The sequence below is a fragment of the Natribaculum luteum genome (assembly GCF_023008545.1).
Taxonomy (GTDB): domain Archaea; phylum Halobacteriota; class Halobacteria; order Halobacteriales; family Natrialbaceae; genus Natribaculum; species Natribaculum luteum.
This window is the reverse complement of record NZ_CP095397.1, coordinates 2,924,350-2,950,434: the sequence shown is the minus strand read 5'-3', so window position 1 is coordinate 2,950,434 and position 26,085 is coordinate 2,924,350. Positions and strand designations below refer to the sequence as shown.

The following is a 26,085-nucleotide window of genomic DNA, read 5'->3' as shown; positions in this document are numbered from 1 at the left end:
AGGTTACGGTCCACGTCGGTGTGCAAGTTGGGCTTGCGTGTGCTACGCTCACACGTTCTCGTGTAACCGTTCACGGCATTCGCAATCGCTGACGACCGAAGCGAACGGGACCGCTCGTCACCACGCGATGGCCTACTCGAATACGGTGTGGTCGATCCGGTAGCCGTCCTCGAGCGATTCGACCGCGTCGACGGCGTACAACCGAATGTTGCGCTCCATCTTGGTCATCACGGGAACGTCGTAGTGCTCGGCCCGGTACTCGAGGTCGTCGCCGTCGGCTCGTCGCTCGGCGACGAACGCCCGGTGGTCGGCCAGTCGCGTTCTGGCGACCTCCTGGGAGAGTTCGTCGACCGTCGAGACGCGGTCGTCGAAGACGGAGACGAACTCCGCCTCGAGCTCGCAGCCGATAGAGTTTCGTCCGGCGCACATCGCGGCGAGCGACGTCGTCCCAGTTCCCCAGAAGGGATCGAGAACGGTGTCGCCATACGTCGAGTACATACAGATGAGGCGATAGGGGATCTCGAGTGGGTACGCCGCGGACCGCTCCCGGAGGTCGTCTCGCTCGAGCGCCTGGAGTTCGCCACGGACATCGGTCCAGACGTCGGAGAACCAGCGGTTTCGTTCCTCCCAGAAGTACGCCGCCTCGTAGCGACAGTCGGCACGGGACTCGAAGCGCCGGGACGAGGAGCCGTTCCGGAAGATGAGCACGTACTCGTGCTCGAGGGTGACGTAGGCGTTAGGCGGGATCATCCCGCTGCCCATGAACTTCGCGGCGCTGTTGGCCGGTTTTCGCCAGAGAACGTCGGGCAACGGGTCGAATCCGCGCCGTTCGAACGCCTCGACGATCCGGGCGTGGTTGGGATAGACGCGAAAGCTCCCGTCGAGGGTGCGCGTCGCGTCGCCGACGTTGATACAGGCGATGCCGCCGTCGACGAGGACACGCTCGAGTTCGTCCCAGACGCGATCGAGCTGGGCGTGCATCGCCTCGAACGCTTCTCGACCGTCGCCACGCTCGAGGGCGTCGCCAACGGTCGGATCGAGATCGATAAAGAGGTCGTCCCAGAGGTCGATCATCGGGTACGGCGGGGAGGTGACGACGAGTTCGACCGAGTCGTCGTCGACTTCGGTGAACGCTCTCGAGTCGCCGACGATAACGCGATGGGACGTCTCCATTGCACCACACTGTCGCCGTCGCCCCCTTAGCTTCTTCGCCAGACGCCGTGGTGGGCGCCCACTCAGACGATCACTCCTCGGTCGTCTCCTCTTCTTCGTCCGTGAACTCCTCGCCTGCTCCGGCTTCGGACTCCTGTTCGGGAGTCTCTTCGCCAGCCTCCTCCGTCTCTTCGTCGGTACTCACAGCGGGTTCGAACTCCTCGATCGGTTCCCACTCTTCCTGTTCTGACGACGAGAAACGACGACGAAGGAGGGCAATTCCGGCGAGAATTCCGAGTGCGAGGAGAATCCGCCGAAGGCGGCTGCCACCTGACTCCGCCTCTGTCTCGTCGTCGGTCTCTGTGCTTTCGCCCGTGGATTCCGCTTCTGTGGACTCGTCTGTCTCTTCGGGGCCGTCGATGACGGTCGGCGTCTCGAACTCCTCGATCGACAGTTCGTCGGACTCGACGATCTGCTCGCCCCGGCTTCCGATGAGATAGCCCACCGCAGCACCGAGTCCGAGGACGGCACCCAGCAGCGGAAGCTGGCGTTTCCGCGCCGGACGGCTGCCGTCGGCCTCTTCGACTGCCTCGAGAATCGACTCTCGCATCGGTGACTCCATGCCGATGCCGACTGCCTCTTTCACGACACGCTCGGACAGATTTTCGTCCGGTTGGTCAGTATCGGGCATATTGCGGTCGAATACATCACTGTAAATAGTTCTGTCCAACGTTTCGATCAGTTCGGTCGAGCAGTACTCTGTTACCAACATCATAATACGGTCGTTCCGTCAGGGAAATACGGGACTAATCGGGATCTGTCGAAGTCCATTTCGACGCTCGAGAGGGGAAAGTGACCGGTTGGGTATGTGTTTGTTGTCAGAGAGGAATTGGCACGCCGAGCGCCTCGAGTGCGGTGAATCCGTGGAAGCCAGAACCGAAGACGAGCGCGGCTGGAACGACGCCGGCGAGCGTCGCCCGGATCAGCGACGTCTCGTGGACGACCTGGAGACCGACGATCAACAACACGGCCCCGTACGTTGCACAGATGAGGCGGAGTCCAGGAACCGGAATGCCGGCGAAGACACACGGTGCAGTCGAGTAGGCTATCACCTGCACCGTCTGGCTGATTCCGGCCCGGTCGGGGACGAACAGCGCGAGAAACAGGGTCTGGACCGCCGAGACGAGGTGTAACGAGAGCGGTGCGACGAAGAGGACGACCAGACTGAGCCAGAACGCACCCTCGAGCGGGCGGGCGATCGGCAACGACGGGTACGCGCCGTCGACGAGGAGGTACCGCGACGTCTCGGAGACCAGGACGACGGCCATCAGGAAGACCAGCCCCGGCGCCTGATCGCCGGGTGCGACGCCGACGCGGAAGAACCGCCACGGCCGAACGAGCACTTCGAACCACGCTCTCACCAGCGCTTTCACGCCGCGGTCGCGTCCACCGCTCGGGTTCTCTATCCACTGTGTCATTCGAATCGATCGGACCGCAGTGTCGCGGTTTCGACGTCGCGTCTCGGTTGCATCGATCTCCGAGAAGCCGATCTCGAGAGGGGGAGAGTGGTCGGTTCCGTCGCGATCACGTCCATCGGATGGAACCGGGGAAAGCGTTGCTTAAATCGTTTGCCAATTCCGCCGCGGCTGGCTGTGGCCCCGGTTGTCCGATCGGGAGCGAATAACAGTTCCATAACGAAACGGCTCGAGTTCGAAGCGTCGGTATGAGCGTCATTCGCCGGCCGGGCGTCCTCGGCCGAACCACACAGCGGCGGCTCGTCGGTGCAACTGCTGCGCTCTCTGCGGCGACGGTCGAGACGGTCGCGGTCGTCTCGTGGTTCGTGCTCGTCGTCGAATCGCGGACGGTCTCGACCGCCATGGCCGGACTCGGGATCCTCTTCTGTGGATCGCTTCTCAGGACCGGCGTCTTTGGCATGGCGACCCGAAGCATCGGGGACCTGCTTCGCCCGCAGCGACTCGTCACCGCGATGGTGCTCACCGGAAGCTGGATCGTCTGGCTCCTGGTCGCCGAGTGGGTCGGGGGCGTCGGTGGGGTCGTCGCCGCTGCGCTCACCCTCGCGGTCGTTCTCACCGGCCAGTTCACCCTGGAACGCTACGTCTTTCGGTTCGAGCATAGATACGACGGCGATTCGCTGCTGACTAGTGTCGCGAACCCCGCGACGTTGGTTCCGGGAGCGCTCATCGCTCTCGGTGCGACGACGCTGCTCGCAACGGCGTGGTTCACCGACTGGTCGTTTACCACAGCCCTCTTCTCGGTTCGCGAGATGAGTCTCTTCCTTCGAATCCAGGCATACCAGCTCGGTGCCCTCGCGTTCTGGCTCGTCTCCCTTTTCGCACAGCAACACCGTCTCCGGCGGATACTCGAGCCGTGATCCGCCACCGGTCACCGTGCGCCGACGTTCTGGCCGCTCTCGAAGGAGTCCGGGTCCGGTTCGATCGTCGCGTACTGGACCGCTCGCCGGCCGAGCGTCGCCACACGCTCCTCGAGGCTCGTGTCGACGAACTCGCCGTCGTCGAACGCACGGCTCGCGTTCGGGATGGCTGCCTGGTGTGGAATTACCCACGCGTTGAGCGCCCGGCAGACCGACCGCATGTGCTCTAGGGTGGTCACCGGAAACGCACCGCCGGAGACTGCGAGGAGGCCGACGGTCTCGTCTTCGAACTCGTCGAAGCCACAGTAGTCCAGTGCGGTCTTCAGCGGCGAGGAGTACGATCCGTGGTACATCGGCGATCCAAGTAGTATTGAGTCGGCCGCGCGCACGCGAGCGGTGAACGCTTCTGCCTCACCCGCGTCCTCGCGGTCGACGTCGGCGTCGTAGAGCGGGAGGTCCCACTCGCGCAGGTCGAGCAGTTCGGTCTCTGCGTCCAGCCGGGCGGCTTCCTCGAGTGCGCGCTCGAGGGCGATGCGGGTGTAACTGCGCTCGCGAAGACTGCCACAGATCGCGACGACGCGAACCGCGTCGTCGACGTCCTCCGACGGCGGGTCGGCTTCGGTCATACCGTTCACCTCGTGGTCGGGCCTGAAAACCGCTGTCCCGACGCCACACGTCAGCGCCGGAGCCGGGCGACCGTCTCGCCGTCTCGCATCTCGAGTGAGACCAGGCCGTCGTCGGCCAGGTCCGAGAGGAGGTCGCGGAGCCACTCGCGGCCGTTCTCACCGTCTGGAGTGTAGTCAACTCGCACTCGCGGCCCGAGGTCGTCGAGTGAGAGTTCGTCGTACTCTTTGAGTATCGAAATCGCACGGCCACGCATCTGGCGACGGCTTCCTTCGAACGTCGGCTGGGTGGGGACGTCGGGAGCGGTGAAGTCGCCGGTCGCGTAGGCGTCACACCACTCGCGCCAGGGACAGCCCGCCTCGTCACAGCGGGGCCGCTGGCGACAGGCGACGCCACCGAGTTCCATGATCGCGTTGTTCCAGACGCGCGATCGCCCGTCCGGCATGAGGTCGTTCGCCGCCGTCTCGAAGGCCGCGTCGTCGTCCGGCACTCCGAACGCCCGATAGCAGACGCGTTTGACGTTCGTGTCGACGACGGCGTCGCCGGTGTTGAACGCGAAACTCGCCACCGCGTTCGCCGTGTACGGCCCGACGCCCATCAGTTCCTGGAGGCCGTCGGGCGTCGTCGGGAACTCGCCGTCGAACTCGGTCTCGACCTGGTGGGCCGCCTCGTGGAGGTACTTCGCCCGGTTGTTGTACCCGAGGCTGTGGTCCGTCCAGAACCCGACGACGTCGGCGCGATCCGCCTCGGCGAGCGCCGCCGTCGTCGGCCACCGCTCGAGAAACTCCTCCCAGGCCGCTTCGACCCGCTCGAGTTGGGTCTGCTGGCTCATCACCTCGCTGACGAGGATCGCGTACGGATCGTCGGTTCGTCGCCAGGGAAACGGCCGGTGGTCGTCCTCGTACCACGCGATCAGCGCCTCACGAACTGCCTCGAGGTCGTCGGGCAGCGTGGGCTCCTCCCGTTCGCTCATCGGTCGCCCTAGCGAGCGTACCGTCTTATACGTCCGGAAGTTCGCCGTCCGGCGCGCGCACGTGAAGACGATAGTAGAGTAGCAGGGTGAGAATACCACGACAGAGCAAGAGCACCACGAGCACGAAAGGCATATGCGGCCGGCTCGATACCTCCAGCGTATGGGTCTCGACGACCTCAACGACGAGATACAGGACGCGTACGCCGACCTGGGTGACGAACTCGAGGTCTCGCTCGATCGCGAAACGCGAAACGAACTCGCCTTGCTCGAGACAGCACTCGATCCCGAGGAGACTGACGAACTCGTCCGCCGTGCGATTCACATGCTTTTCCAGACGGCGGTCGACACGGGGAACCTGGATTTCCACCTGCGGTCGGGCTACGACGTCACCTACGACGAGTACCTCACGGGGATGACCTTCGACGAGATGACGGGTGCAGACCAGTACCCGACCAGAGACGACGAGCGTCGGTACCAGTTCTAGGTGCCGTACCGGCCGGGGAACGGTAGCCCGCTACGTCGCCTTCTCGGTGACGTCGTCGATGGCCTCGAGGAGAAGGTCCGCTCCGAGGTCGATCTCGCGTTCGGTGACGTCGAGCGGCGGAAGCAGTCGCAGCGTCTTGTAGCCACAGCCGAGCGTGAGCAGGCCGCGTCGCATCGCCGCCTCGACGATCGCTTCGCGTCGCTCTTTGGTGTCGAATTCGACGCCGAGCATGAGTCCGCGTCCACGGACATCGACCACGCAGTCGGCGTCGGCACCCACGATTATCTCACGGAGCTGCTGGCCCCGTTCGCGGACGTTCGCCAGGAGGTTTTGTTCGCGGATGGCGTCGATGGTGAGCACGCCCTGCATCGCGGCGACGACGTCGCCGGCACCCCAGGTCGAGGAGAGTCGACCACCCTCCGCCGGGAACACGTCAGAGCGAGAGATCGTCGCGCCGACGCGCAGTCCCTTCGCACTCGTGATGACGTCCGGCGTGAGCTCGAGGTGATCGACGGCCCACAGTTCGCCGGTACGGCCGAGCCCGGACTGGATCTCGTCGGCGATCACGTTCAGGCCGAAGCGATCGCGGAGGGCCTCGAGGTCGCGGGCGAACTCGGGGTGGGCGGGCCGGTAGCCGCCTTCGCCCTGGATCGGCTCGAGGATGAGGAAGGCGACTTCGTCGGGGTCGACGACGCCCCGTTCGGGGTCGAGCTGGTCGGCGACGACGTTGCCGCCGGGACCGTCGGTACGCCACTCGCGCTCGTACTCCCGGTCGGTCGAGGGGTACGGAACGCTGACGACGCCCGGCACTTCGGGGTAGCCCGTGCGGTGAACCGTCTTCGAGCGGTTGAGCGAAAGCGCACCGAGCGTCCGGCCGTGAAACGCACCGTCGGTCGTAAACGCACGGTGGCCGCCGCTCGCGTAGCAGATCTTGATGGCGTTCTCGATCGCTTCGGCGCCCGAATTCGAGAGGAAGACGGTGTCCATGTCGTAGTGATCGGTCGCGTCGACGAGCCGATCCATCAGCTGGGTCGGGCCGGGAAACTCGCTGTCTTCGGGCGGAAAGCCGCCGCTGACGTAGAAGTCCTGGCCGGCGATCTTGAGTGGATCGACGAGATCGAACTCGCGGAGCTTCTCGACGATCGTGGGGTTGTTGTATCCCAGCGGCGCGGCGGCGACGTGGCTCGTAAAGTCCATCAGGACGTTCCCATCGACGTCGGTACAGAACGGGCCGATCGCCTCGGCCTGCGTGTCCCAGACGAACTCGTAGACGTAGGTGCTCGGGGCAGCGAACTCGTGGTGGTAGTTCACCCACCTTTCGGCACGTGCACCCGGAATGGAGTCCACTTCGGGTTCGACCGTGTCTCGATCCATACGACACGTTCGACGACTGGTCGATTAAAATATTCGTTATGGTTCGGGCAAATCTTAGAGGACGACCGCGACGGAGGCGACCGCCCCGCCGACGAGCAACACACCGCTGTAGACGGTGACGCGGTAGCGAAACTGCGTGTTCGTCGACGTCGCTGCGAGTATCGCCTTGACCACGATGCTCGAGACGGTCGCCAGGAGGACGGCGATCGTCGCCTCGGGCGCTGTCAGCTGTCCCCCGCGGTAGAGGACGACCGCCGACGTCGTCGCACCGGCACTCGAGACCAGGCCGCTCGCGACGGCGGTCGCGTAGAAGCCGAGTGTGCCGAACCAGGTTTCGGCGAGCGACCCGAACACGAGAACGACGAGGAAGACGGCCCCGAATCCGAGGGCGTTTTTCATCGAGAACGGACTTTCGAGGTCCATCGACATCGGCTCTCGCCAGTCTGCCGTCGTGCCGGCGATGACGAACGCGAGGACGATAACCGCGCCAAGCGGGATGATCGCCTCGAAAAGCGGCGAGACGCCGTTTCCGACCGTAAACGCGACGGCGATCGTGAGGTTTCGGACGGCCATCGCGGCGTCGGCGAGCAAGATTGCGGCGACGGCGTAGGAAGCCGCCTCCGGACGCTGTCTGACGTGGTCGAGCATCGTTCCGACGACGGCTGTCGAGGAGGCCAGCCCGCCAAAAAAGCCCGTGACGGCAATCCCTCGACCACCGTACGTCGAGACGATCGCGTAGTTGACGATGCCGATTCCCGCGACGGCGACGACCATCAGCCAGATGACCTGTGGCTCGAGTGGAATGGACACCTCGCCGACCTCCAGGGTCCACTCCGGGGGGAGAAGCGGGTAGATGACGAACGCGAGGATGGCGAACTCGGTGCTCGAGCGCATCTCCTCGCGTGAGAGTCCCCAGGCGAACTCGTGGAGTTCGCGTTTGAGCACGAGCAGCAGCGACGAGAGGACGGCGACGGTCACCCCCTCGAGGATGAACCCCGCGGCGACCATCGCGCCGACGCCGTAGGCGACGAGCATCGTGACGGACGTGGTCAGTGAGAGACCCGTGTCCTCCTCGCCGGTGAGTCCCTGTACCGCGAGCAAGACGCCCTGGACGATGACCAAAACCCCGCCGAGAACGAGGAGGCTCTCACCGACCTCGGTCTCGAGGACGAGGATCGTAAAGACCGCTGCGAGCAGACTGATGAGTGAAAACGTTCGGATGCCCGCGGACTTTTGAGACCACTCACGCTCGAGTCCGAGGAACATACCGAGTGCTCCGGCCAGCGCGATTCGAACGACCGTCTCTTCGAGCGGTGGGTCGACGACCTGCAGCGTGACCTCGTTCACTCTCCGTGATTCTCCGTAACCGAATATAAATAACGTGCCAGAACAGTCGCCCCCTTATAAACGGCCGGCAACGACGCCGACGGCGGGCAAAGCCGGTTCGTCGCCATCCCATCACGCGAGAGGCGAGACCTCCGACTTCGTGTGTTCCGAATCCAGGGAGACGAAGACTGGCGATCACTCGTGGAGTCGTGTCCCGTCTCGAGGACAGTACTCGAACTCCGAGTCGGCCGTCCGGAAGCCACATTGAGGACAGGATCGGTAGTCGGGGGCGGTCCGTTCGCCGGCACTGCGGTCGGCGAACAGGAAGGGAACGAACGGCAGAAACAGCAGTAGCAGAACCGTATCGAAGTATACCCAGGCGCCGACGCTCACGGCGAGTCCGATGGCGAGTCCGACCAGTGCAGTGATCGTCCGCGAGGAGACCACTGCTACAGGTCGACGTACTGGGCTTCCCACTCCCGGCGGGCCTCGAGTTCCCTGCGTCCTCGTCGGGTGAGCGTGTAGAAGTTCGTCCGTCGGTCACGGCGACCCTTCTCGACTAGGCCTTTATCGACGAGCGTGTCGAGATTCGGGTAGAGCCGACCGTGGTGGATCTCTTTTTCGTAGTACTCCTCGAGTTCTTCTTTGATCGCCAGTCCGTGTGGTTCCTCCTCGCCAGCGATGACGTAGAGCAAGTCACGCTGGAATCCTGTCAGGTCGTACATTGGGTAAGTACCGGTCGTACTTACTGTCGGAATTTAATAAACATGTCGGGTCGTTTCGATCGAAACAGCGATATTACCATCGAAGACAGATGTATTGGTCGACTCCGAATGATAACGCTCGTGATTGATCGCCGGGATCGGTTACATAACCGCTAGATCATGTTTACTCTTCTGACCGTTTCGACGGGTACAATTAGTCACTAGTTGGATCTCTCGGATACGGCAGACGATCGGGCGAACGACGGTGTCCGAATTCAACGCAGTGTTCGGGCTAATTCGACCGAACCGTTAGCTCGAGGGAACGTCACAGCGAGATTCGCGTACGCTGCCGGAGAAGTGACTGGTTGATCGAGAGTAAACAGGAAAGCAGATCGCGCGACGTGAAAAGGGTCGCGCGATCGCTTGCCGCCCTGAATTGGTCCCCGCTGACGCTTCGGCCCTCCAAGCGAAGCGTCACGTTGAGAATTTCGCCGGTTGAACTTAAATGTACCGACAACGGCTGAGCACGTGATAGGTCTGCAGGCGTTCTGTCGGACTCCCGGCGTCACATATGTTCTTCCTCGAGGACCCACCCCAGCGCCCGCTTGTAGTACGTGAACATCCGCTCGACGCCTTCGTGACGCATCTCCTCGCTCTCGAGGTGTTCTTTGAGAAACTCGTACTGTTCGCGAATCTCTTCTTCGTCGCGCATACCTGCAGCTATCGAGCGATGGCCTAAAAAAGTCCAGTACGGATGATCGAGCGAATTTCGTCACCTGGACTCTCGGCGGCTCGTGGCCGTCAGTTCCGCTCCGGACGACGTTTGTGAACAGTCAGCGGCTGTCTGGCGACGAGTTCACACTCGAAATCCGGGTGTTCGTCGAAGTGACGGACGAGCAGATGACGTCTGCTGCCGGTCAGTCCCGCTCGCCCGACGTCGGTGGCGGTAAACCGGTCCGGAAGCCGATCGTAGAGGCGTCGACACTGCTCGAACGACTCGAACACCTTTCGGTGACCACTCGAGTCCGCTCGCCGGCGCTCGACGACGTACGTCCCGTCCTCACGGTGGCAACCGACCGTGTGGGAAAACTCGTGTTCGCACGCCAGTGTCGACGACAGTCGATCTCGAAGGGCGAGCGCGTCGGTTCTGGACAACAGGTACGTCTCCGAGCCGACTTCGATCCGGACACGGCCGTCCTCGAGGACGACAGTGGCGTCGTCACTGTCGGAGAATTTCGCGACCAGGAGTGTGGGAACTCCGCGTCATCGTACGTTCGACGTCCTCCTCTCGGCTCAAAAGCGTTCCGTTCAGTTCAGTGAACGTCCAGCTGGATCGTCACACGCACCGTGGAATCGGCCCGCCGACTCGCGTGAGCACGTTGCAAAACGGTGCTCGAGGAAGACGGTGGGCGTCGCGAAAGCCGATGGGACGTGGCCGTGGTGCCGGATTACGCGCCGTCGTCGCCGGTTTCGTTGTCCGTCTCGTTGTCGCCGGTTTCGTTGCCAGCACCGTCTTCGCCCAGCGTCAGCGTCACTTCCTCGTCGGCACCGTCGATCTCGACGTCCTCTTCGGCCTGCTGCCCGTCGGATTCGGCGGTGACGGTGTACTCTCCGTCCTCGAGTTCGGTGAACTCGACCATCCCCTCTCCGTCGGTCTCCTGCTCCATCTCGGTGCCCATCCCGTCTTCGGTGTCAGTCTCGTTGCCGGCGTCGGTCTCGTTGTCGGCCCCAGTTTCGTTGTCAGTGCCGGTCTCGTTGCCGACGTCGGTCTCGTTGTCGGCGTCGGTTTCGTTGCCGGCGTCGGTCTCGTTGTCGGCCCCACCGTCTTCCATCATGCCGGCTTCCTCGAGCATGACGGTGGCGCCCTCGACCGGTTCACCCTCGCTGTCCTCGACCGTCACCGTCAGAGTGTACGTCTCCCCGTCGGCCGTTTCGTTGTCCGTCGTCTCGTTGTCCTCTGGTTCGTCGTCCTCGGCACCGTTCCCGTCGCCGCCGTCTGCACATCCGGCGAGAGCGACGACACTCGTGGTTCCAGCGGCAGCTACGAACTTTCGTCGACTGAGTCGTCGGCATGACATATCTGCGAGTATCACGTTCAGATACGTTGCAGTGCGGCCTGCAACTGCCGCACATTAATCACCTATTGAGTATCCAGTAACATACGGAGAGTGTCCCGTCAGCGATGTATTTCTATCAGGTGATCTGTTACAGATGAGAGAAGCCCGACGTTTCCATCGTCACAACTTCGATCGACCCGGCGGAAGGTCGTGTGCTGCTCGGTGTTCGAGAATTTCGTCGTAGCGGAACGCACGAAGTCGGAGGTCTGACAGTGGCTTCGCCGTGCAGGTGAGGACGAAGTCCGCCTCCTCGTCGACCTCGTAGTAGCGTCTGGCGTCGCTCTGGTCGACGTCGCCCTCGAGCAACCGTGCGGCACATCGCGTACACCAGCCCTGCTGGCAGTCGGCCTCGAGCCACAGTCCTGCCTCGCGTGCCGCCGGAAGCACGTACTCGTCGGCACCGACGTCGATCGTCACTGTCTCGCCGGCGTGGTCGCTGTCGACGTCCTCGGGCACTTCGATCTCGACGATGTACGTCTCGGTCACGAGAAATCTGTAGGGTGGGAACCGACTTATACTACCGGACGACGGAGCTTTTGTGTCTGCTCGAGTATCCTCCCGTATGAAGATCCGCGGCGAACGAGAGTGTACCGACTGTGGGACCCGCTGGTCGTACTACGAGACTGGCAGCGTCGGCTGTCCAGCCTGTGGAAGCCTTCGAAGCGTCGGCCTCGACGAACGAACCGAACACACGGATCTCGAGGTCGAGTTCGACCTCACCGCCGTGCGAAACGACGTCGACGAGGCGGCGACGACCGACCTCGCCGAACGCGCCCGCGATCACGCACGCGAGTACGTTCGTCGCCGAGGATTCGTCCGCGGCGGGACCTTGCAACTGCTCGACGACGCGTATCTGGCCGCAATCGAACTGCTCCACGTCGCAGACGTCGTCGCCAGAGCACGCACGCTAGACGAGCGCGAGGAGCTGTACTTCCTCTCGCTTTTGGGCGATGCGGACGCCGGCAAGCGCCCACCCGTCGAGGAAGTCCCGACGACGCTCCGTGACGCGCGCGGGCTCGCCTACGCGAACGCCGTCCGCGAGTACCGGCGCGACGTCAGGACCTGGGTGGAAGACGGCGAACGGGAACTGGTTCCGCTCGAGCGATCGACGCTCGAGATGCTCACCGAACACGTCAAGCGGATTCGGATGCTCGACGGCGACGTCCCGCCCCGGACGGCCGAGACGCTCGTCGAGGCGACACGCGACCTCACGACCGGGCTCTGCGAAGACGACGACGAGGCGATCCTCCGGGCGGAAAACCGGCTCGAGCGCCTCGAGGACAGTCTCGAGTGATCTCGAATGGCAGACGCAGCCGGTTCTCGAGACCTCACGTTCGAGGAGTGCCAGACGTTCCCCTCGTGGATGGGGCCGGCGCTGATCGCCCTCTCGCTGCCCGCTTTGCTCGTGACGCCGATCCTGATCTTCGCCGACGAAGGCGTGACCCTCGAGTCGACGGCGATCGTCGTCGCGACCGTCGCCATCGTCGTGGCACCGCTGCCGTTCCTCTTGCGCTCGACGCTTCACACCGAGGTGCGCGAGGACGGCGTCTACTTCCGGTACTGGCCGTTCCATCGCTCGTATCGCCACGTTCCGTTCTCCGCGATTCAGGACGTGCGACGTGAGGAACGACGCTCCTACAGCTACGGACTCAGGTGGACGCGCTCGGGCTGGGAGTACGCGCCCGACTCGAGCGAAGGGGTTCGGATCTACCGAACGGATGCGAAACCGATCTTCCTGAGCTCCGAGCGGCCACACGACCTCCTGACTGCGATCGAGTCGGGACGGCGCAACCGGGATCGGCGAAGGGAGTAAAAGGGACGGATCAGGGCAGGTCGACGTCGACGTCTTCCTGCAGGCTCGCCGCCTTTACGGTGTTGTACAGCAACATCGCCCGCGTCATCGGGCCGACGCCACCGGGGACGGGCGTGATGGCGCTTGCTTTCTCCCTGGCGCTCTCGAACTCGACGTCGCCGACGAGTTCGTAGCCCTTCTCGGTGTCCGCATCCACCCGGTTGACGCCGACGTCGATCACGACGGCGTCCTCGCCGATCTTCGAGCCGTCGATCAGTTCCGGGACGCCGACCGCAGCGACCACGACGTCCGCGTTCCGGGTCTTCGCCGCGAGGTCGTCAGTCCGGGAGTGACAGACCGTCACCGTCGCGTTGCCGTCGTCGGCTTTCTGGAGCAACAGATTGGCGAGCGGTTTCCCGACGATGTTCGACCGACCGACGATCGTCACGTCCGCACCCTCGGTGTCGACGTCGTAGGCCTCGAGGAGTTTCTGAACGCCGTGGGGCGTACACGGACGGAAACGAGCCTCCCCCGCGACGAGACGACCGACGTTCTCGGGGTGAAAGCCGTCGACGTCTTTCATCGGATCGACTCGGCGGATCACTTCGCGATAGTCGACGTGGTCCGGCACAGGTGCCTGGACGATGTATCCGTGGACGTCCGGATCGTCGTTTAAGTCCCCGATCGCGTCGTACAGCTCCTCGGCGGACGCGTCCCCGTCGACGTCGACGTGCACGCTCTCGATGCCGACCTCCTCGCAGTCCCGCTGTTTCATGTTCACGTAGGTCTGGCTCGCGGGATCGTCGCCCATCAGCACCGTGGCGAGCCCCGGTCGCGCGCCCGCGTCGGCCAGCGTCTCGATCGCGTCGGTCAGGTCGTCGCGAATCTCGCTCGCGACGGCGTTGCCGTCGATGATCTCGGTCATGGTCGAACGAGTGGCTTCGATTCCCTTAAACACCCGGATTCGTGTATACCTTCACCTATTTAGAAGACCGATTATACACATTCATGGATATCTCGACGCGTCAGACGCGGCTCGTGAGCGCCCTCACGATCCGGTGTTTCGTCGTCGTCACTTTCTCGAGTAACCGCGTGCCGTCGGTCAGAATCGGATGTGACGTCGAAAGCGATCGGTAGAGATAGGCGTACATCGTCCACGGGTCGGTGAACTGTCGGCCGACAGTCTCGGAGCCCTGTATCGCCTCCTGGCGAGACGTGAGTTGCGTGTCGGTCCGTCGTTCGAGCTCTCGCAATTCGTCCCAGGCGTCCTCGAGTTCCTCGTAGGAGTAGTCGAGCGACGGTCGATCGTTGATCGACTCGAGGGTCGCCTCGACGCGCTCGAACGAGTCGGTGGCAGACTCGAGCGCGTCGGTTTCGCGCTCGAGCACCTCGAGGAATCGTTCGCGCCGATTTCGCGCTTCGGTCGCTCGGGCGACGACGAGCCGTTTGACCTCCGGCGTCCACTGTCCGCCGTCCGTAAGTACCGTCGCGACGGTTTCGTCGAACTCCTCGGCGACGTTCTCGGCAAGCGGCTCGTCGTACTCTTCTCGGTAGTGCGAAACGGACATGACTGTCTCTCGATAGGTTTCTCGAACGTCTCGTAACGCTCGGTCGTTCGACGACGTGGCGAACGAAGCCGTCACCGCGCCCGCAAGCGCTTGCTGGGTCGGCTGCTCTCGCGGTGACGAGACGTCGATCTCGGCGACGCGGCGTGCGAATCGATCGAAGGCCTGTGCTTCCTCGCGGGTGCGATCGTACTCTTCGTCGCACGCCTCGAGCGCCCGTGGAACGTACCACAGGGCCGCGACGACGATTCCGAGCGCACCGAGCCAGAGGAACACGAGCAGGTGATCGATCGTGCCCGCGAGCGTACACTCGATCCCGGAGCAGGCCGTCTCTGGCTCGAGCTTTGGAGAGGCCCTGGAGTAGTAGGTCGTCATCGGTCTTGTATGATACTACTTGTCATTGATTGCGGACCCAATAACCGTTACGAACGACAAGGTAGTTGCCGCAGCCTTGCGGTGAGTAGACGATCGAAAAAGGAGACTGGAACCGATGGTACCCGGCCAGAACGCTATTCGTACAGCGGAAACTCCGCACAGAGGTCGTCGACCGTCTCGCGGACGTCAGCTTTGACTGCGTCGTCGTCGGGTGCGTCGATGACGCGAGCGATGCACTCTCCGACCGTTCGGATCGCGTCGTCGTCGAACCCACGAGTGGTGAGTGCGGGCGTTCCAGCACGGATACCGCTTGGGTTGAACGCGGATCGGGTTTCACCCGGAACCGTGTTGGCGTTGAGGACGATGCCGGCCTCCTCGAGTGCCTCCTCGGCGTCACCGCCGGTCGTATCGGGGTGTGAGTCACGAAGGTCGACGAGCACGAGGTGGTTGTCAGTGCCGCCGGAGACGAGCGAGAACCCGTGGTCGGTGAGCGTCTCGCCCAGGACTTCGGCGTTTCTGATCGTCTGTTCGGCGTACTCCTCGAACTCGGGCTCGAGTGCTTCCTTGAAGCCGACGGCCTTGCCGGCGACGTTGTGCATGAGTGGGCCGCCCTGTCCACCGGGGAAGACCGCCGCGTCGACGTCGTCGGCGTACTCCTCGCTCGTCATGACGATGCCGCCGCGACCGGCGCGGATCGTCTTGTGCGTGCTCCCGGTAACGAAGTCGGCGACGCCGACGGGGGAGTCGTGGACGCCCGCCGCCACCAGTCCGGTGATGTGGGCGATGTCCGCGAGGTGAAGCGCGTCGACGTCGTCGGCGACCGCCTGGATGCGTTCCCACTCGACCTCGCGCGGGTACGCGGAGTACCCCGAAACGATGATGTCCGGTTCGAACTCCTCGGCGTGGTCGGCAAGTCCGTCGTAGTCGAGGTAGCCGGTCTCGGGGTCGACCTCGTACTGCTCGACCTCGTAGAGCTGGCCCGTGAAGTTCGCCGGGTGGCCGTGGCTGAGGTGGCCACCGTGGGTGAGATCGAGCGAGAGGATCTTGTCACCCGGCTCGAGCATCGCGAAGTAGACCGCCTGGTTCGCCTGCGTGCCCGAGTGGGGCTGGACGTTGACGTGTTCGGCACCGAACAGCTCTTTCGCCCGATCGATCGCGAGTCGTTCGACCTCGTCTGCGTACTCGCAACCGCCGTAGTATCGCTCCCCGGGGTAGCCCTCGGCGTACTTGTTCGTCAGAGCACTCCCCTGAGCGTCGAGGACGGCCTCGGAGACGTGGTTCTCGCTCGCGATCATCTGCAGCGTGTTCCGCTGGCGTTCTACCTCGCCCTCGAGGGCGTCAGCGACCGCCGGGTCGACGGCCCGGACGTGCTCGTGTTCCATATCTGGAGTGGAGTCTGGGCGATGTATAAGTGTACCTTTCTCCGGCAAATGGAGTCGAGACGGTACCCGGACACCACGCCGTCGGCGACGTTCGCTGCTCGACGTCGGGTTCCGACCGGGAATCTCGTCGGTTCGACGAGTACCGTCCGTACCGACGGCCGAGAGGGGCGATCCATCGACAGCGAGAACATTACCCTCTACCGATAAGTAGATCGTGGATAAACAACTAAAGTGCTATAATTATGGAATTATTCATTGTACAAACGAAGAAATGATCTGATTACCATTAAAAATAACCAATTAATGAGTGTGATCAGAAGTTGCGGCACGGTGTTGGCCAACAAAATTAAGTATTGGGCAGTCTTTTACTTCTGCATAGCCATGGACTCGAATTTATTAAACCACCAGATTGACGATATTCTCGAGTCGGTCCTCGAGGATACGACAGGGGACGTATACATGGTCAACCCATCGTGGGACGCGATCGAAGAGTTCGTCACCGTCGCGACCGGGTTCGACGGTGAGTTGCCGACCGTCCACATGCTCGCCGACGAGCGGACGCTCAAAGACGTGATGGACGACTTCATCGTGGCCAGCAACGCCGCCGACCTCATCGCGGACGACGTACTCGCGCTCCGAACGCTCGAGGAAGCGCCGGAGAACTCGCTGCTCGTCGCCGACGACGCCGTTGTCGCCATCGTCCACGCAGGCGACCGCGTCGGGGGACTCGTCACCGACGACCAGGAGTTCGTCGATGCCGCGTACGAGACCTACGCGGCGCGCTGGGAAGATGCGACGTCCTTTAACCTCCGGACACCGCCGATCTCGCGCGTGCGCGAGACTCTTTCGGAGGAGATCGGTCCCGACGCCGAGGAGGACTTCACCGCCATCCTCGAGTCACTCGAGACTGCCCGTGGAGACGGCGAAGGGCTCGACGAAGTCACCATCTCGCTGCTCGTCGCCGCGAAAAACGAGGCCTTGCTGTACGACATCAGCAAGTGGGGCGAAGACGTTGGCATCGCCAGCAAGGCAACGTTCTCACGTACGAAGACCAAACTCGAAGACATGGGGCTGCTCGACACCGAGAAGGTGCCGATCGACGTCGGCCGTCCCCGTCTCCGTCTGAAGATCGGCGACGACCGCCTGCGCGAGGCCGACAACGGCCAGCTCGCGACGGTCGCACAGTCGATTCTGAACTGACGACTCGAGGATCGAAACGTCCCCAACCGGTTGCCCTGCCCTCTTTCTCACTGTTTCTACCAGGCGTTGCGTTCATTTCACGACGTCGGCACTGCCGGGGCACCAGTCGTTTCACACCCCCTTCGGTTCCGTCGTTTCCAACGTATCGAAGGGGGTGTGTCCCACCCACCCCAGGTTTCCGACGTATTGGTGAAGAAGGTGGGGGTGGGGTGGAGTGGAGGAGAGAGGAGTGGAGGAGGGAGGAGTGGAGGAGGGAGGAGGGAGGGAGAGGTGGAGGAGGGAGGAGTGGAGGAGGGAGGAGTGGAGGAGGGAGGAGTGGAGGAGGGAGGAGTGGAGGAGGGAGGAGTGGAGGAGGGAGGAGTGGAGGAGGGAGGAGTGGAGGAGATATCGAGTGGGTAGTGGAAGAAGATATGACGATACGAGCGACGAGCGACGAGTGACGAGAAGAGGCGAGATGATACGAGCAGACGTAAAGAGGAGGATGGAAGTGGGAAGACAAAGTGAGTGAAACAAACCGATCCCTCGAGCAGCGCACAGTAAGCGAACACGACACCCCCCACGTTTCCGTCGTTTCCGTCGTTCCTCCGACGCCAGTTCTCGTCCCCGTTTTGACGTTCCACGATGCAGGCGCCGTATACTATACCGCTCTATAGATCTACAAACTCTATCCTAGATCTATAAGTACTAGATTTGAGAATAGTCCATTGGGTTAACTTCGTTTAAGGAATAAACGAATAGTAATTTCGTTTATTCAGCCGAAATAGAGGTTTCCAGTAGTCTTACCTCGAGTATGGAACTCGAGTTGAATCCGACGTAGACTGACGATCTCTGTCGCTGACTGACTCTCCTTCTGGAATCCCATGGACGCCCACGTCCGTTTCGTCTCCACCCACCCACTCTCGCACAATTACGACGGAAACCTGGGGTGGGTGGGACACACCCCCTCTTCACGGACTCATCCCACCAACTGTCGTCACAGTCACGGCATCGCACGGGACGTCGGAAACGCGGCGTGAATGGTCGAATACCGAACCTCCCTTCTCACTCTCTCATATGCCCGGTTTCGTGGTCGAAAACGTCGGAAATACGGTGTGATCAAATCCACTGGTTTTATCAGTCCACCTTCCGCTACCTCGTCGTAGTAGATGACGTCTGATTCCTCCCTGGACTCCGTCGACGATCCGTTGTTCCAGTCCGGCCACCGGATCTTCGCGAACAAGGATCTCCTGAAGATCGGTCACGTTCCAGAGGCCGACCGGATCGTCGGCCGCGACGAAGAAATCTCGAAGCTGGCAAAGCGACTGAACGGTGCCGTTCACGGTTACTCTCCCGAGAACGTGATGATCTACGGGAAGACCGGGACCGGAAAGTCGCTCGTCTCCCGTCACGTCTGCCAGCGAGCACAGAACGCCGCCCAGGATAGCGTCGACATCGGAACCGCGTACATCGACTGTGCGGAGGACAACACGGAGACCCAGGCAATCTCTTCGCTCGCCGCGAAACTCAACGACGAGTCGGTCACTGGAATCACCGTCCCGCACACGGGGTTGAGCACGTCGAAGTACTACAAACTCCTCTGGCAGACCCTCGATTCGCAGTTCGATTCGGTGATCATCATCCTGGACGAGATCGATCTGATGACCGACGGGAGCGTGCTGATGAAGCTGTCTCGAGCGGAGGAAGCGGGCAAGATCGACTGCAGTATCGGAATCATCGCGATCAGTAACAAGATTCAGTACGTCGACGACCTCAACGAGCGGGTCAAAAGCAGTTTCCAGCACAAGGAGTTGTTCTTCAAGCCGTACGACGCCAACCAGCTCCGCGAGATCATGTACAACCGCGACGACGCCTTCCAGGAGGGCGTACTCTCGGACGACGTCATCCCGCTCGCTGCGGCGTTCGCCGCCCAGGAACACGGTGACGCACGGAAGGCGATCGACATCCTTCGTCACGCCGGCGAGGTCGCCTACGAGTCCGGAGACGACACGGTTCGAGAGGAGCACGTCCGCCAGGCACAACAGCACGCCGAGAAAGACCGGTTTCGCGAGCTGGTCAACGGCGCGCCGACCCAGGCGAAAGCCGCGTTGCTCGCGTTGACCGAACTCACGGTCACCTCCCAGGAGGACGCGTTTCTCACGAGTCGCGTCTACGACGAGTACGAGCGCATCTGCAACTACCTCGACATGGACACCCTCTCTGTCCGTCGATTCCGGGACATTCTCAAAGAACAGGCCTTCCTCGGCGTCGTCGAGATCGAGAAGATCAACAAGGGGAGTGCGGGAGGAATCCACCTCCAGAATCGCCTCATCGAGGATCACGAAGTCGTTCGCGAGACGATCCTCGAGGACAGTCGGATGCAAAACTGGGCGGATCGCTAGCGTCGTCGCCGCACTTTCGAGACCTGCAGGATCCGCCGGAGCGCACAGTCGGACGTCGTTTCGAACGACGGAAACCCAGGGTGACACGCCGGAAACGTCGGAAACATGGGGTGGGGTACGCGTCCACATACGGTGCGATCGACGCGACTCTACGGAAACGGCGGAAACGTGGGGTGGGGTTGAAAAACGCCGGAAATACGGGGCGGTTCGCGAAGAAACGACGGAAACTCGGCGTGTCGGGAGTCTGCAGAAACGTCGGAAACGTGGGGTGGGTCTGACAAACGACGGAAATCCGGGGTCCGACATCCGGCCTGAAGTCACGGGCGAGAGTCACGGGCGAGAGTCACGATGCGAACGTGATGGCCCAAAGAAACGTCGGAAACGAGGGGTGCGGTCTGTGAACGATTATGCCTGTGACCACTCGAGTTCGAAGGCGACCCGGGATCGTCTCGAGCCAGCACAAATCGAACGCCCTCGGCCGCCTGTCCGGCGTTGCCCCCGTCGTCGGCCGACCAGCACTACTGGACGTCGATATCGCGACGGTGGCCGAGAGACGCAACGCCCAAGTTCCGACCGGGACTCGTCTCGAGTATGTACGAGGCCGTCCACGCTCGACCCGACGGCGACAGCACGGTCGCTCGAGTGGCGAAGACGGCCGCCGAATACGGTTTCGACGGCGTCGTCGTCTTGAATTCTTCTGACGCGCGCGCGACGTACGACGCGACGACCGTCGGGAACGAGTACGACGTCGACGTCGTCGACGGCGTCGAGGTCCGTGCGGACACCAAACGGGAAGCGAGCGGGTCGGTCGGAAACGTCCGCAGCACGCACACGGTCGTCGCGGTCGCAGGCGGGACCCCGGCGCTGAATCGCTTCGCCGTCGAGAACGACAAGGTCGACGTGCTCACCCATCCGATGGCGCGGGAGGGTGAGTTCAATCACGTTCTCGCCAGGGCTGCCGTCGAGAACGGCGTCCGAATCGAGTTCGATCTCTCCGGCGTCTTGCGCCAGAGCGGCGGGCGGCGGGTCCGGACGATCCAGTCGCTGCGCAAGCTTCGAGAGATCGTCGACTACTACGATACGCCATACGTGGTGAGCGCCGACCCCGCTTCCCACCTCGAGATACGGGCACCTCGCGAGCTATGCGCGCTCGGCGAACAGATCGGCTTCTCGAGTGAGTGGATCGAGTCGGGGCTCCGGGAGTGGGGTCGACTCGCCGAGCGAAATCGCCGCGTGCTCTCCGAGTCTTTCATTGAGCCGGGAGTCGAACGAGGACGGTATGAAAAAGAGCGTTGAGGAACACGCGGCCCGGTTCGACGAGAAGGCGAGCGAGTACGACGACTCGAAACAAGAGGAGTATCTGGCCTGCGCGAACCTCGTGATCGAACACGCGGCACCCGGCCCAGACGACGTCGTCCTCGATCTCGGCACCGGGACGGGAGCGATCGCACTTGCACTCGCCCCCGACGCGGCACGGGCCGTCGGCCGCGACATCAGCGACGGAATGATGGCCGAGGCGCGGGCGAAAGCCGACGACGAGGGACTCGCGAACGTCGAGTTCGCCTACGGAACCTTCCGCGAACCCGAGTACGGCGACGACGTCGATATCGTCACCTCGAACTTCGCGATGCACCACCTGAGCGACGAGGAGAAACGCGAGGCGATCGACGTCATCGCGGGTCTCGGCCCGCAGCGGTTCGTGCTAGGAGACGTGATGTTCTTCGGTGAGCCAGATCCCGGCGAACCGTTTTACAGTCCCGACGTCGATGACCCGGCGACGGTCGGCGTCCTGGCTGACGCGTTGACCGACGCCGGCTTCTCGCTGACCGCCGTCGAACGCGTCCACGAGCAAGTCGGCGTGCTCGTCGCCGAGCGTGCCCGCGACGCGACCGAATCCGGCGACGACAAATGAAACACCTCCCGAAACACCTCCGGCCCCGCTGGCGGTATCTCGCGGTCGGCATCGAGTCCTGGCCGGACGCGAGAATCGGCCGTCGGGCGTTCCAGCGGGAGGTCTGGTACGCGGGACAGAACCTGCTTGGCGACCCGGGAAGCGCCGACGCCGATCTCACGGTCGTCCGGTTCGACTTCGAGGACGGCGCCGGCGAGGCGCTGGTCAAAGTCCGTCACGGAGAACTCGAGGCGGCGAGGGCGGCGATCGCCTGTGTCGACGAAATCGACGGCTCGCCCGTCGGAATTTTCGTTCACGGTATCAGTGGCACGATCCGTGCCGCTGAAGAAAAGTATTTAGGACGCCGCGGGCAAGTTTCGAAGGAGAGAAACGTCGTGTTCGGGAACGAAGAGCGTGTCGCCGTCGTGCGTGATGGATCTGCAGACGTGCGACTCGATGACGCGTTCGCGGGCGCGACAGACCTCGATTTAGCGTGATACTATGCAGGGACAAGCCCAACAGCAGGCGTACGACCGTGGCATCACGATCTTCTCGCCCGACGGCCGACTCTACCAGGTGGAGTACGCCCGCGAGGCGGTCAAACGTGGCACTGCGAGCATCGGCATCCGGACGAACGGCGGCGTCGTACTCGCAGTCGACAAACGGATCCCCTCGCCGTTGCTCGAGGACTCGAGCGTCGAGAAGATCCACAAGGCGGACGACCACATCGGCATCGCGAGTGCGGGTCACGTCGCCGACGCCCGCCAGCTCATCGACTTCGCACGCCGCCAGGCGCAGGTCAACCAGCTCCGGTACGGCGAACCGATCGGTGTCGAGACGCTGACCAAGGACGTCACCGACCACATCCAGCAGTACACGCAGGTTGGCGGTGCGCGTCCGTTCGGCGTCGCGCTCATCGTCGGTGGCATCGAGAACGGCGAACCGCGCCTGTTCGAGACCGACCCGTCGGGGACGCCCTACGAGTGGAAGGCCCTCGCAGTCGGCGCCGACCGCGGCGAACTGCAGAGCTACCTCGAGGAGAACTACGACGAGGAGGCGGACCTCGACGGCGGAATCGCGCTCGCGCTCGATGCGCTCGCGTCGGTCAACGACGGGTCGTTGCTCCCCAACGAGGTCGGCCTCGCGACGATCGACGTCGAGACCGAGCAGTTCGAGCAGTTCGACTACGATCGGATCGAAGAGCACCTCGTCGAGAACGATCTCCTCGCCGAGGAAGACGAGGAGACAGACGAGTAACGATCCCGGCGTTCTTTCGGCGACACGCTTGCCGTTCTCCCGTCGAGTAACGCTCGATCGCGGACGGCAGCAGTTTCGACGCCGTCGATCGTTCTGCCCCGTCGCGACGACTGTTTCGATCCCTGTCGTCCGGCGAGATGCCCGTTCGGTAGATGCGTGGCTACCGTCGCCACGTCTACACAGGACGGGTGAGACGCTACCGTTTCGAGGTCGTTTGCGATCCGCGCGTCGGCGCGGACCATCGGGAAAAGGTCTTTTATTCACGCACGGCTACGTGCTGGTATGATATCACTCGACGAGGCGGTGACGGCGCGACTCGAGTCCCACGGGGCGCGCTTCGAAGTGCTGGTCGATCCGGACGCCGCACTCGCGATCAAACGCGGTGAGTTCGATGGCAACCTGGAGGACGTAATTGCCGCCGAAGACGTCTTCGAGGACGCCTCTCGTGGCGACAGACCGGCAGAAAACGATCTCGAGAAGGTGTTCGATACGACCGATCCACTCGAGATCATCCCCGAAGTCATCAAACGCGGCGAGATCCAGATTACGGCCGACCAGCGCCGCGAGATGCAAGAACAGAAGCGAAAACAGTTGATCAACCGAATCGCGCGCAACGCGATTAACCCGCAGATGGACGACGCGCCCCATCCGCCCGAACGCATCGAGAACGCACTCGAAGAAGCGGGGTTTACGGTCGATCCGATGGAGCCCGCCGAGAGCCAGGTCGATGATGCCCTCGATGCGTTGCGCCCGGTCATTCCGATCCGATTCGAGGAAGTGACCGTCGCGGTGCAGGTGCCTGCGGAGTACGCCGGCAGTGCACAGGCGAAGATCCGCCAGTACGGCGACCTGGAACGCGAGGAGTGGCAACCAGACGGCTCGTGGATCGGCGTCGTCACGTTCCCTGCCGGACTCCAGAACGACTTCTACGACGTGGTCAACGAGAACACGAGCGGCGAGGCCGAGACCCGGATCGTCAAGGACAAAGACGAACTTAGCACGCGGTAGGCTCGTTTTTCACCGGTCGACGCCCCGGTCGACCGCCGACAGCTTCGAGAACGCTACGCACGACGAAAGCCGACGAGGAAGCCGGCGGTGAAACCGGCTCCGATAGACAGCGTCGACACGAGCGACTCGAGGTAGCTCGGATCAGCGTACTCGCTGGTGCTCACGAGTCCTGCAGTGAGTGCGTCCCAGTCGACGATGATGATGCCCTGTGACTCGAGGTATCGGAAGACGACGAGCTGGACGCCGACGAGGACGGCGATGAGCTTCGCAATTTTCTTCGCGGCAAACCCCATGACGGCGCCGATGAAGGCACCACCGCCGAACTCAAAACCGAGTGCCGTTGGATCGAGTTCCATGAGTCCACGTTTTCGAGTCAGTCGTCAAGACCTTTGTGGTACTGTGACTGTACCGGTCGATTATGTTTTCGCCACGGGATTCAAGACGGCTGGTGCCGTACCCTGGTCTATGAGTGCCGTCTCGCGAACGGAGGTGATCGGTCGCCGTCCGTAACGTGGTTCGGAACGTGCCGCCCCAAGGAACCGCGACCGAACGGCCGGTGACCTGCGGGATCCGTCTCGAAGACGAAACGTCCCCGGGCGGCGGCGGTAGACTCTTCCACGTTCACTCACCCACATGAGAGCGATCATTGCAAAACGCGTCGACTCAGGAACGCCAGACACCGAAGAGATTCGCGACCTCGCCGAAGCCGCGGGTTACGAGGTCGCCGGCGAAGTAACACAGTCCAGAAAGGCCGATCCTGCCCTCCAGCTGGGCGAGGGGAAAGCCGACGAACTCGCCGACATGGCGGCCAGAGAAGACGTCACGACAGTTATCTTCGACAATCGACTCGGCCCCTACCAGACGTACAACCTCGGACAGAAGCTCCCCGACGGCGTCGAAGTGATCGACCGCTTCACGCTGATTCTGGAGATCTTCGGCCAGCGGGCCCAGACGCGCAAGGCGCAACTCCAGGTCGAACTCGCCGAGTTGCGGTACGAACTGCCACGCGTCGAGGCGAAGACGAGCCTCGCCAAACGCGACGAACACCCCGGCTTCATGGGGCTCGGCGAGTACGACGAGAGTCGCGAACAGGACATCAAAGCCCAGATCAGCCGCATCAGGGACGAACTCGAGCGGATCGAGCAGACCGAAGAACACCGACGCGAACGTCGCCGTGCGTCGGGGTTCGACCTCGTCGCGCTGGCAGGCTACACGAACGCCGGGAAGTCGACGCTGCTTCGCCAGCTCGCGGCGGACCTCGCGGTCGACGAAAACGAGCAACTCCACCCGGACCTCGAGGCGACGGCCGAGTCCGAAGATCGGCTGTTCACGACGCTCGGCACGACGACCCGCCGGGCAGAGGTCGGCCCGCGCGAGGTCCTGCTGACCGACACGGTCGGGTTCATAAGCGACCTGCCCCACTGGCTCGTCGAATCGTTCAAGTCGACGCTCGATTCGGTCTACCGGGCGGATCTCGTCTTGCTCGTCGTCGACGTGAGCGAACCGGTCGAGGAGATTCGCGAGAAGCTCGTCACCAGCCACGACACGCTCTACGAGCGCAACGAGGCGCCGATCGTGACGGTGTTGAACAAGATCGACCAGGTCAGCGAGGCCGAACTCGAGGAGAAGCGAGCTGCGCTGTCGGCGCTCGCGCCGAACCCGGTCGCCGTGAGCGCGAAAGAGGGGACGAACGTCGACGAACTGCTCGAGCGCATCGACCGCGAGTTACCGGACTGGGAGCGCGAACGACTGGTGCTTCCGATGACCGACGACACGATGAGTCTGGTCTCGTGGATTCACGATAACGCGCGCGTGGAGGACGTCACATACGGCGACGACGACGTCATCCTCTCGTTCGAGGCTCGACCGGCCGTCATCTCGCAGGCTCGCGCTCGAGCGAGCGACCTGCAGACGGCGGCCGCAGAGTCGGCCTGATACTGCCTGCTGTACCTGTTTCCGAAAACCGCCGGACAGTTCGGGGTTGCTCCTGGAATGACTTACAGCAGACGTTATGACGAGTTCGACGCAACTCGACGACGGTTCCCGGACGACGCCGACTCGACGCTCGCGGCGACAGTCGCGAGAAGTGAC

Annotated in this window: 30 protein-coding genes; 13 read left to right on the top strand and 17 right to left on the bottom strand. The window is 62.9% G+C overall.

The features are described 5' to 3' along the window. Positions 1-132: 132 nt before the first annotated feature. The 3 genes from MU558_RS15325 to MU558_RS15315 form a co-directional block, all read right to left on the bottom strand. Complete coding sequence (locus tag MU558_RS15325; RefSeq protein WP_246968232.1) at positions 133-1,173, bottom strand: DNA-methyltransferase; 1,041 nt, start codon at positions 1,171-1,173, stop codon at positions 133-135. 70 nt (positions 1,174-1,243) lie between these two features. Further along, positions 1,244-1,843, bottom strand: coding sequence for a hypothetical protein (locus MU558_RS15320; protein WP_246968229.1), 600 nt, complete (start codon positions 1,841-1,843; stop codon positions 1,244-1,246). A 187-nt stretch (positions 1,844-2,030) separates the two neighbouring features. Beyond that, positions 2,031-2,630, bottom strand: coding sequence for a YIP1 family protein (locus tag MU558_RS15315; protein WP_246968226.1), 600 nt, complete (start codon positions 2,628-2,630; stop codon positions 2,031-2,033). Positions 2,631-2,875: 245 nt separating this feature from the next. Between MU558_RS15315 and MU558_RS15310 the strand changes: the two genes are divergently transcribed. Further along, entirely contained in the window at positions 2,876-3,544 is a 669-nt protein-coding gene (locus MU558_RS15310; protein ID WP_246968223.1) for a hypothetical protein, read from the top strand. A gap of 11 nt (positions 3,545-3,555) precedes the next feature. On the opposite strand, the gene MU558_RS15305 is transcribed toward MU558_RS15310, so the two are convergent. Further along, positions 3,556-4,170: an NADPH-dependent FMN reductase gene (locus MU558_RS15305; protein ID WP_246968220.1), complete on the bottom strand. Its 615-nt coding sequence runs from the start codon at positions 4,168-4,170 to the stop codon at positions 3,556-3,558. 50 nt (positions 4,171-4,220) lie between these two features. Then, positions 4,221-5,141 carry an HhH-GPD family protein gene (locus MU558_RS15300; protein ID WP_246968218.1) on the bottom strand — a complete coding sequence of 307 codons (921 nt, stop codon included), beginning with the start codon at positions 5,139-5,141 and terminating at the stop codon, positions 4,221-4,223. Positions 5,142-5,301: 160 nt separating this feature from the next. Here MU558_RS15300 and MU558_RS15295 point away from each other — a divergent pair, with 160 nt between their 5' ends. Beyond that, positions 5,302-5,625, top strand: a complete 324-nt coding sequence (locus MU558_RS15295) for a ribbon-helix-helix protein (RefSeq protein ID WP_246968215.1) — start codon at positions 5,302-5,304, stop codon at positions 5,623-5,625. Positions 5,626-5,655: 30 nt separating this feature from the next. Here the strand turns inward: MU558_RS15295 and MU558_RS15290 are convergent, their stop codons facing one another. The 8 genes from MU558_RS15290 to MU558_RS15255 all read right to left on the bottom strand — a co-directional run bounded on the left by MU558_RS15290 (position 5,656) and on the right by MU558_RS15255 (position 11,632). Next, positions 5,656-6,999 (bottom strand): aminotransferase class III-fold pyridoxal phosphate-dependent enzyme, encoded by a 1,344-nt coding sequence (locus tag MU558_RS15290; RefSeq protein WP_246968212.1) that lies wholly within the window; start codon positions 6,997-6,999, stop codon positions 5,656-5,658. Between the two features lie 54 nt (positions 7,000-7,053). Then, positions 7,054-8,346, bottom strand: a complete 1,293-nt coding sequence (locus MU558_RS15285) for an MgtC/SapB family protein (RefSeq protein WP_246968209.1) — start codon at positions 8,344-8,346, stop codon at positions 7,054-7,056. Between the two features lie 174 nt (positions 8,347-8,520). Then, positions 8,521-8,772, bottom strand: a complete 252-nt coding sequence (locus MU558_RS15280; protein WP_246968206.1) for a hypothetical protein — start codon at positions 8,770-8,772, stop codon at positions 8,521-8,523. 2 nt (positions 8,773-8,774) lie between these two features. Then, positions 8,775-9,050 carry a PadR family transcriptional regulator gene (locus tag MU558_RS15275; protein WP_152942641.1) on the bottom strand — a complete coding sequence of 92 codons (276 nt, stop codon included), beginning with the start codon at positions 9,048-9,050 and terminating at the stop codon, positions 8,775-8,777. A 544-nt stretch (positions 9,051-9,594) separates the two neighbouring features. Beyond that, entirely contained in the window at positions 9,595-9,741 is a 147-nt protein-coding gene (locus MU558_RS15270) for a hypothetical protein (protein ID WP_246968203.1), read from the bottom strand. Positions 9,742-9,830: 89 nt separating this feature from the next. Next, positions 9,831-10,211 carry a DUF7528 family protein gene (locus MU558_RS15265; RefSeq protein ID WP_425607628.1) on the bottom strand — a complete coding sequence of 127 codons (381 nt, stop codon included), beginning with the start codon at positions 10,209-10,211 and terminating at the stop codon, positions 9,831-9,833. 266 nt (positions 10,212-10,477) lie between these two features. After that, positions 10,478-11,107 carry a hypothetical protein gene (locus MU558_RS15260; RefSeq protein WP_246968197.1) on the bottom strand — a complete coding sequence of 210 codons (630 nt, stop codon included), beginning with the start codon at positions 11,105-11,107 and terminating at the stop codon, positions 10,478-10,480. A 159-nt stretch (positions 11,108-11,266) separates the two neighbouring features. Beyond that, positions 11,267-11,632, bottom strand: coding sequence for a 2Fe-2S iron-sulfur cluster-binding protein (locus tag MU558_RS15255; RefSeq protein WP_246968194.1), 366 nt, complete (start codon positions 11,630-11,632; stop codon positions 11,267-11,269). Between the two features lie 76 nt (positions 11,633-11,708). Here MU558_RS15255 and MU558_RS15250 point away from each other — a divergent pair, with 76 nt between their 5' ends. Together MU558_RS15250 and MU558_RS15245 are read left to right on the top strand one after the other, a co-directional pair. Then, complete coding sequence (locus MU558_RS15250; RefSeq protein ID WP_246968191.1) at positions 11,709-12,440, top strand: DUF7117 family protein; 732 nt, start codon at positions 11,709-11,711, stop codon at positions 12,438-12,440. A 6-nt stretch (positions 12,441-12,446) separates the two neighbouring features. Continuing rightward, positions 12,447-12,959 (top strand): hypothetical protein, encoded by a 513-nt coding sequence (locus MU558_RS15245; protein WP_246968188.1) that lies wholly within the window; start codon positions 12,447-12,449, stop codon positions 12,957-12,959. A gap of 10 nt (positions 12,960-12,969) precedes the next feature. Here the strand turns inward: MU558_RS15245 and MU558_RS15240 are convergent, their stop codons facing one another. The 3 genes from MU558_RS15240 to glyA form a co-directional block, all read right to left on the bottom strand. Then, entirely contained in the window at positions 12,970-13,863 is an 894-nt protein-coding gene (locus MU558_RS15240) for a bifunctional methylenetetrahydrofolate dehydrogenase/methenyltetrahydrofolate cyclohydrolase (RefSeq protein ID WP_246968186.1), read from the bottom strand. 100 nt (positions 13,864-13,963) lie between these two features. Then, on the bottom strand, positions 13,964-14,878 hold the full coding sequence (locus MU558_RS15235; RefSeq protein WP_246968183.1) for a DUF7260 family protein: 915 nt from the start codon (positions 14,876-14,878) through the stop codon (positions 13,964-13,966). 134 nt (positions 14,879-15,012) lie between these two features. After that, a complete protein-coding gene (glyA, locus tag MU558_RS15230) occupies positions 15,013-16,260 on the bottom strand; it encodes a serine hydroxymethyltransferase (RefSeq protein ID WP_246968181.1) in 1,248 nt (415 codons plus the stop codon). A 381-nt stretch (positions 16,261-16,641) separates the two neighbouring features. Here glyA and tbsP point away from each other — a divergent pair, with 381 nt between their 5' ends. The 8 genes from tbsP to MU558_RS15190 all read left to right on the top strand — a co-directional run bounded on the left by tbsP (position 16,642) and on the right by MU558_RS15190 (position 23,994). Beyond that, a complete protein-coding gene (gene tbsP / locus MU558_RS15225) occupies positions 16,642-17,460 on the top strand; it encodes a transcriptional regulator TbsP (RefSeq protein ID WP_246968178.1) in 819 nt (272 codons plus the stop codon). Between the two features lie 229 nt (positions 17,461-17,689). Further along, positions 17,690-17,968, top strand: a complete 279-nt coding sequence (locus MU558_RS15220) for a hypothetical protein (RefSeq protein ID WP_246968175.1) — start codon at positions 17,690-17,692, stop codon at positions 17,966-17,968. A gap of 637 nt (positions 17,969-18,605) precedes the next feature. Continuing rightward, complete coding sequence (locus tag MU558_RS15215; RefSeq protein WP_246968172.1) at positions 18,606-19,838, top strand: orc1/cdc6 family replication initiation protein; 1,233 nt, start codon at positions 18,606-18,608, stop codon at positions 19,836-19,838. A 591-nt stretch (positions 19,839-20,429) separates the two neighbouring features. Then, the gene (locus MU558_RS15210) at positions 20,430-21,134 is read left to right on the top strand and encodes an RNase P subunit p30 family protein (protein ID WP_246968169.1); all 705 of its coding nucleotides are present in this window, start codon (positions 20,430-20,432) and stop codon (positions 21,132-21,134) included. Next, positions 21,118-21,750, top strand: coding sequence for a class I SAM-dependent methyltransferase (locus MU558_RS15205; protein ID WP_246968166.1), 633 nt, complete (start codon positions 21,118-21,120; stop codon positions 21,748-21,750). The genes MU558_RS15210 and MU558_RS15205 overlap by 17 nt, the downstream gene beginning before the upstream one ends. Continuing rightward, positions 21,747-22,226 carry an Rpp14/Pop5 family protein gene (locus MU558_RS15200; RefSeq protein ID WP_246968163.1) on the top strand — a complete coding sequence of 160 codons (480 nt, stop codon included), beginning with the start codon at positions 21,747-21,749 and terminating at the stop codon, positions 22,224-22,226. The genes MU558_RS15205 and MU558_RS15200 overlap by 4 nt, the downstream gene beginning before the upstream one ends. A gap of 4 nt (positions 22,227-22,230) precedes the next feature. Next, positions 22,231-22,986, top strand: a complete 756-nt coding sequence (gene psmA / locus MU558_RS15195) for an archaeal proteasome endopeptidase complex subunit alpha (RefSeq protein ID WP_246968160.1) — start codon at positions 22,231-22,233, stop codon at positions 22,984-22,986. Positions 22,987-23,268: 282 nt separating this feature from the next. After that, positions 23,269-23,994: a ribosome assembly factor SBDS gene (locus MU558_RS15190; RefSeq protein WP_246968157.1), complete on the top strand. Its 726-nt coding sequence runs from the start codon at positions 23,269-23,271 to the stop codon at positions 23,992-23,994. A gap of 53 nt (positions 23,995-24,047) precedes the next feature. Here MU558_RS15190 and MU558_RS15185 read toward each other — a convergent pair whose 3' ends face one another. Continuing rightward, a complete protein-coding gene (locus tag MU558_RS15185; RefSeq protein WP_246968154.1) occupies positions 24,048-24,350 on the bottom strand; it encodes an FUN14 domain-containing protein in 303 nt (100 codons plus the stop codon). 277 nt (positions 24,351-24,627) lie between these two features. Here MU558_RS15185 and hflX point away from each other — a divergent pair, with 277 nt between their 5' ends. After that, entirely contained in the window at positions 24,628-25,929 is a 1,302-nt protein-coding gene (gene hflX, locus MU558_RS15180; RefSeq protein ID WP_246968151.1) for a GTPase HflX, read from the top strand. Positions 25,930-26,085: the final 156 nt, after the last annotated feature.

Coding starts and splice junctions, on each gene's coding strand:
- MU558_RS15325 (WP_246968232.1), bottom strand. CDS start 1,173: ATGGAGACGTCCCATCGCGTTATCGTCGGCGACTCGAGAGCGTTCACC.
- MU558_RS15320 (WP_246968229.1), bottom strand. CDS start 1,843: ATGCCCGATACTGACCAACCGGACGAAAATCTGTCCGAGCGTGTCGTG.
- MU558_RS15315 (WP_246968226.1), bottom strand. CDS start 2,630: ATGACACAGTGGATAGAGAACCCGAGCGGTGGACGCGACCGCGGCGTG.
- MU558_RS15310 (WP_246968223.1), top strand. CDS start 2,876: ATGAGCGTCATTCGCCGGCCGGGCGTCCTCGGCCGAACCACACAGCGG.
- MU558_RS15305 (WP_246968220.1), bottom strand. CDS start 4,170: ATGACCGAAGCCGACCCGCCGTCGGAGGACGTCGACGACGCGGTTCGC.
- MU558_RS15300 (WP_246968218.1), bottom strand. CDS start 5,141: ATGAGCGAACGGGAGGAGCCCACGCTGCCCGACGACCTCGAGGCAGTT.
- MU558_RS15295 (WP_246968215.1), top strand. CDS start 5,302: ATGGGTCTCGACGACCTCAACGACGAGATACAGGACGCGTACGCCGAC.
- MU558_RS15290 (WP_246968212.1), bottom strand. CDS start 6,999: ATGGATCGAGACACGGTCGAACCCGAAGTGGACTCCATTCCGGGTGCA.
- MU558_RS15275 (WP_152942641.1), bottom strand. CDS start 9,050: ATGTACGACCTGACAGGATTCCAGCGTGACTTGCTCTACGTCATCGCT.
- MU558_RS15270 (WP_246968203.1), bottom strand. CDS start 9,741: ATGCGCGACGAAGAAGAGATTCGCGAACAGTACGAGTTTCTCAAAGAA.
- MU558_RS15260 (WP_246968197.1), bottom strand. CDS start 11,107: ATGTCATGCCGACGACTCAGTCGACGAAAGTTCGTAGCTGCCGCTGGA.
- MU558_RS15250 (WP_246968191.1), top strand. CDS start 11,709: ATGAAGATCCGCGGCGAACGAGAGTGTACCGACTGTGGGACCCGCTGG.
- MU558_RS15245 (WP_246968188.1), top strand. CDS start 12,447: ATGGCAGACGCAGCCGGTTCTCGAGACCTCACGTTCGAGGAGTGCCAG.
- MU558_RS15240 (WP_246968186.1), bottom strand. CDS start 13,863: ATGACCGAGATCATCGACGGCAACGCCGTCGCGAGCGAGATTCGCGAC.
- MU558_RS15235 (WP_246968183.1), bottom strand. CDS start 14,878: ATGACGACCTACTACTCCAGGGCCTCTCCAAAGCTCGAGCCAGAGACG.
- glyA (WP_246968181.1), bottom strand. CDS start 16,260: ATGGAACACGAGCACGTCCGGGCCGTCGACCCGGCGGTCGCTGACGCC.
- tbsP (WP_246968178.1), top strand. CDS start 16,642: ATGGACTCGAATTTATTAAACCACCAGATTGACGATATTCTCGAGTCG.
- MU558_RS15215 (WP_246968172.1), top strand. CDS start 18,606: ATGACGTCTGATTCCTCCCTGGACTCCGTCGACGATCCGTTGTTCCAG.
- MU558_RS15210 (WP_246968169.1), top strand. CDS start 20,430: ATGTACGAGGCCGTCCACGCTCGACCCGACGGCGACAGCACGGTCGCT.
- MU558_RS15205 (WP_246968166.1), top strand. CDS start 21,118: ATGAAAAAGAGCGTTGAGGAACACGCGGCCCGGTTCGACGAGAAGGCG.
- MU558_RS15200 (WP_246968163.1), top strand. CDS start 21,747: ATGAAACACCTCCCGAAACACCTCCGGCCCCGCTGGCGGTATCTCGCG.
- psmA (WP_246968160.1), top strand. CDS start 22,231: ATGCAGGGACAAGCCCAACAGCAGGCGTACGACCGTGGCATCACGATC.
- MU558_RS15190 (WP_246968157.1), top strand. CDS start 23,269: ATGATATCACTCGACGAGGCGGTGACGGCGCGACTCGAGTCCCACGGG.
- MU558_RS15185 (WP_246968154.1), bottom strand. CDS start 24,350: ATGGAACTCGATCCAACGGCACTCGGTTTTGAGTTCGGCGGTGGTGCC.
- hflX (WP_246968151.1), top strand. CDS start 24,628: ATGAGAGCGATCATTGCAAAACGCGTCGACTCAGGAACGCCAGACACC.